This is a genomic window from Lactobacillus nasalidis (genome assembly GCF_016587775.1).
Classification (GTDB): domain Bacteria; phylum Bacillota; class Bacilli; order Lactobacillales; family Lactobacillaceae; genus Lactobacillus; species Lactobacillus nasalidis.
Genome location: NZ_BOCG01000055.1, coordinates 1 through 4,526 on the forward strand (window position 1 = coordinate 1; position 4,526 = coordinate 4,526).

Below are 4,526 nucleotides of genomic sequence, written 5' to 3' on the forward strand. Positions count from 1 at the left end.
CGGTAGCCGCAGCCAAAAAAGCTTTTGGCTGCCTGCCGGCGGCACAGCAGCCAGGCTTCATTGCCCCGGCGGGGGTAAACGCTGCTGGCCAGTACGACCAGGGCCCGGCCGTTTTCAAAGTCCAGCCCCAGGCCCGGGCCCGTAAAACCCGTGTGCCAGAGAAAGCGCCGGCCTTTTTGCCAGCGGATCCAGGCCAGGGTGCGCTCGAAGCAGTCATAATCAAACAAGTGCTCAGCCGGCCAGGAAGCCGTCAAATAAGTGCGGCTGAAGCGGACCAGGTCGCCCAGAGACGAAAACAGGCCCGCGTGCCCGGCTACCCCGCCCAGCTGCCAGGCGGTCTCGTCGTGCACGTTCCCCCACACCTGCCCTCTTTCCGGGGTCAGCTCGGTAGCCACGAACTTGTCCCGCCGGCCTTTGGGCAAAAAAGCAGTCTGCCGCATCCCCAAGGGAGCAAAAATTTCTGCTTGCAGACAGCGGCTCAAATTTTGCCCGCTTACCTGCTCCAGGATCTTCCCCAAGACGATGAAGTTCAAATCGGAATACAGGGACTCCTGCCCTGCCGCTGCCAGCGGCCGCGTGGCCAGCACGGCCTGCCAGAGTGCTTCCGGCTGCTGGTACTGCCAGACGTTCTCCAGGTCGGCCGGCAGGCCGCTGACGTGCAGCAACAGCTCCTCCACGGTCACGTCCGGAAAGGCCGCGGGGAAAAAGTCCCCCACCTTCGCTTGCAAAGACAGGCGCCCGCGCTCTATTTCCTTGAAAATTCCGCTGGCCGTGCCAACCACCTTGGTCAAGGAGGCCAGGTCATAGAGCTGGTCCGGCCGGGCGGAGCCGAGGAAATGCATCCGGCTTTCATTCCCGTCAACCAGGGCGTAGGAAACGCCGGGCACTATTTGCCGGGATACGGCGTCTTCAAAAAGGGCAGTGATTTCTTTCTCAGTTGCTGCTAAGTTCATTTTTTCTCTCCTAAACAAAAAAAGGACAAATCCGCAGATCCGTCCTTTAGTTTATAAAACCAGTTTCCGCAAGGCTTTGGCAATGCCGTCGCGCTCATTGGTGTCGGTGACGTAGTCGGCCAGCTCCTTAATCTCGTCGATGGCGTTGCCCATGGCCACCCGGTTGAAGTCGGGAATTTCAAACATCGACCGGTCATTGCCCTGGTCGCCAAAAACCATTACCTCGCTGTTGCTCAGCCCCAGCCTTGAGGCCAGCTCGCTGACCGCGTAGCCCTTGGAGGCAGCCAGTGAGCCGACTTCAACGACTTCCGGCCAGCTGCGCACGACAGCGTAAGTCTGGAAGAACCAGTCCGGCAGCCGGTTCCACAAGCGGTCGATCTGGTCGGGATCGTCGCCTTGGTAGACAGCCTTGGCAAAGGCAAAGTCCTTCTTGAAGTCGCTCCGGTCTTGAATCCAGAGCTGGTTCCTGGTTTCCGCCCCGTCAACCTGCTGGCGGATTGAGATCTTCTTGTCCAAGGTATAAAAGCGTTCCGGCGTTTCAAAGTCGAGGTTGACGTCGCTGAGCCGCTGCATGTGCAGCAGCGTGTTGAAGTCGCCGAAATCCAGCTCATGGCTGATCAAGACCCGGCCTTCCAGGTTCTGCACGACGGCGCCGTTAAAAAGAATAGCGTACTGGTCGCTGCCGCTTAAATCCAGTTCTTCGGCATAGCCCTTGATGCCCGACAAGGGCCTGCCTGACGTCAACACGATTTTGATCCCGGCAGCCTTGGCCTCCTGCAGGGCCCGGTAGGTCCCCGGCAGAATCGTTTTGCTGTCGGTCAGCAAGGTGCCATCCAGATCGATGGCCAGCATTTTGATTGTCATAATTTCCTTCCTTCTGCTTACTCCCAAAGTTTCTCTCTTAATTATGGCAAATTTTTTCTGAAAAATAAAAGGAAAGCTCATAACGAACTTTCCTTTTGTCTTTAATTGCCCATTTCGGCCGTAACGACCTTGACGATCCGGTCGACGTAGTCCTGGGTCAGTTCTTGAGTCGGGCCTTCAGCCATCACCCGCAGCAGTTCCTGCGTGCCTGAAGGACGAACTAGAACCCGGCCGTCGCCAGCCATGTCTTTTTCAACGCTGGCAATCGCGTCGACAATAGCCTGGTGGTCTTTCCAGCTGTTCTTGTCTTTAACCGGCACGTTGACCAGGACTTGCGGGTATTCCTTGAAGTCAGCCAGCAGTTCAGTTAAGGACTTGCCAGTCTTCTTCATCACCAGCATCAGGTGAATCCCGGTCAGCATCCCGTCACCAGTGTTGTGGTAGTCGCTGATGATCACGTGGCCTGACTGCTCGCCGCCCAGGCTGTAGCCGTTGGCCCGCATTTCCTCAGAAACGTAGCGGTCGCCGACTTGGGTGCGCACGTTCTTGATCCCGCGGCGTTCCAAGGCCTTGGTGAAGCCGAGGTTGCTCATGACGGTCGTGACGATCGTGTCTTTCTTCAAGCGGCCGTGGTCAGCCAGGTAAGAGCCGATCACGTACATGATGTGGTCGCCGTCGACTTCGTTGCCGTTTTCGTCAACCGCGATGCAGCGGTCGGCATCCCCGTCAAAGGCCAAACCCAGCTGGGCACCTTGCTTGACGACTTCTTCTTGCAGGTGCTCGGTATGGGTAGCCCCGCAGTGGTCGTTGATGTTGAGCCCGTTCGGGTGAGTTGAAATCGTGGTGAAGTCGACGTCCAGGTCGGCAAACAAACGGGAGATAAAGGCGCTGGCGGCCCCGTTGGCCCCGTCGATCACGACCTTGATCCCGCTCAAGTCTTCTGGAATGGTGTTTTCCAGGAACTGGATGTACTTGTTGCTGCCGTCGCGGAAGTCGGTTACCGTGCCCAGGCCTTCTGCTGATGGCCGCGGCAGCATGTCCTGCTTGGCGTCGATCAGTTCTTCGATTTCTTCTTCCTTGGCGTCAGACAGCTTCAAGCCGTCGCTGCCGAAGAACTTGATGCCGTTGTCTTCAACCGGGTTGTGGGAAGCAGAGATCTGCACGCCGGCGTCAGCGCCTTGGGCCCGGACCAGGTAGGACAGACCCGGCGTCGTCATTACGCCGCATTCCAAAACTTCGATCCCGACTGAGAGCAGGCCGGCAATCAGGGCATATTCCAGCATTTCGCCGGAAATCCGCGTGTCCCGTGATACCAAAACCCGGGCCTGACCGCCGTCTTCCTTCTCCTTGGTCAGCACGTAGCCGCCCATGCGCCCGAGTTTAAAGGCCATTTCCGGAGTCAGAACCTTGTTGGCTTCACCACGAACACCATCAGTACCAAAATATTTAAGCATTATTACAAGAACCTTCCTTTGATTTTCTAGTTGTCTGAATCGCTGACCTTGATCTGCACGTCCACGCTGCCCGGTGAAATCCAGGCAACCCCGCTTGGCACTGGCAAGCGGCAGGACTTGGTCGTCGATGACTTGATCTCGCTCAAATCAACGTTCAAGGTCAAAGAGCTGATCTTCTTGAGGGATTCCTTTTTCCCGTAGAGAGTTACCTTCTCCTCTTTGGCGGTCAAGGAGTAAACCTTCTTGCTTGAGCCGTGGCTGGCGTTCAGCTTCAGCTTGACGGTCTTCTTGGAGACCGAAACCGGCAGGGTCACCTGCGCCGTTGCCGGGCTGATCACCACGTTGAGCTGACGGCCCTTGGCATCATAGGCTGCCAGAAGGACATTGCGCCGGACGGTTTTGGTGCTGCCGTTCGGCACGGCCAGCTGGGCCTGGACATGGTCGACCGCTTTGACCTCGCTCAAGGCCCCGGTAACTTCAACCGTTTCCGGACTGACTTTCGGCGTGCCGATGTCATAGCCTTGAGCAACAGCATTCTTATTATAACCTATTTGGACCGGCAAAGTACGGGACTTTCGCTTTTGAATGTCGACTTTCACGCTTTTTTGCGAAAGCTTGTAGGAAACCTGGCTTGGCAGGCCGCTGACCTTGATCGGCACCCGGTGGGTGCCGACGCCGAACTTGGTCAAGTCGATGTAGACCCGGAAGTTCTGCGTGTTGACTGCCGACGTCACCAGGGCGTTTGGCCCTTCCAGGGTGACTTTCACCTTTGAGGGATAGCCGGTCACGTAGTACTTGTCAGCATCAACTGAGACCTGCAGGGCCATCTTCAGGCTCTGTTCAATGTTGGCCGTCTGCTGCACCTTGGTTTGATTGCTCGTGCTGACCTGGGTGTTGTCAACGAAAGCCACCAGGATGATTGCCAAAAGGAGTGACAAGATCTTGTAAAACCATTTTTGTTCAATCAGTTTATGCATTACTTCTCACCCCAATTCCAGATGCCCCGGGCCAGGCGGATCAGCCATGGCTCCTTCTTCTTTTCAGTCGTGACCAGCTCAGCGCGCAGGTACTTGAGGTATTCCTGCTGGCTGAGGTCGACCATGAACTGGCCGTTGCGGGTGATCGTCACCCCGCCGGTTTCCTCGGAAACGACCACGGTGATGGCGTCGGTCACTTCGGAAATACCGACGGCTGCCCGGTGTCTAGTCCCCAGGCTCTTGGGAATCATGGCGTTGTCCGACAGCGGCAGGTAGGC

5 protein-coding genes are annotated in these 4,526 nt (G+C 57.0%); all 5 read right to left on the reverse strand.

Features of this window, described 5'->3' with window-relative positions:
- Positions 1 to 953 (reverse strand): serine hydrolase domain-containing protein (locus lacNas_RS00515; RefSeq protein ID WP_201331099.1); only part of this gene is annotated, 953 nt, incomplete at its 3' end.
- Between the two features lie 51 nt (positions 954 to 1,004).
- Positions 1,005 to 1,817, reverse strand: coding sequence for a Cof-type HAD-IIB family hydrolase (locus lacNas_RS00520; RefSeq protein ID WP_201331100.1), 813 nt, complete (start codon positions 1,815 to 1,817; stop codon positions 1,005 to 1,007).
- A gap of 101 nt (positions 1,818 to 1,918) precedes the next feature.
- Complete coding sequence (gene glmM / locus lacNas_RS00525) at positions 1,919 to 3,271, reverse strand: phosphoglucosamine mutase (protein ID WP_201331101.1); 1,353 nt, start codon at positions 3,269 to 3,271, stop codon at positions 1,919 to 1,921.
- A 26-nt stretch (positions 3,272 to 3,297) separates the two neighbouring features.
- Positions 3,298 to 4,248 (reverse strand): CdaR family protein, encoded by a 951-nt coding sequence (locus lacNas_RS00530; protein ID WP_201331102.1) that lies wholly within the window; start codon positions 4,246 to 4,248, stop codon positions 3,298 to 3,300.
- Positions 4,248 to 4,526: diadenylate cyclase (locus lacNas_RS00535; RefSeq protein WP_201346491.1), on the reverse strand; the 279-nt coding region annotated here is incomplete at its 5' end. The genes lacNas_RS00535 and lacNas_RS00530, both read right to left, overlap by 1 nt.

What these genes read in the sequence shown, in the direction of transcription:
- lacNas_RS00520 (WP_201331100.1), bottom strand. Translation starts at nt 1,817, where the DNA reads ATGACAATCAAAATGCTGGCCATCGATCTGGATGGCACCTTGCTGACC.
- lacNas_RS00530 (WP_201331102.1), bottom strand. Translation starts at nt 4,248, where the DNA reads ATGCATAAACTGATTGAACAAAAATGGTTTTACAAGATCTTGTCACTC.
- glmM (WP_201331101.1), bottom strand. Translation starts at nt 3,271, where the DNA reads ATGCTTAAATATTTTGGTACTGATGGTGTTCGTGGTGAAGCCAACAAG.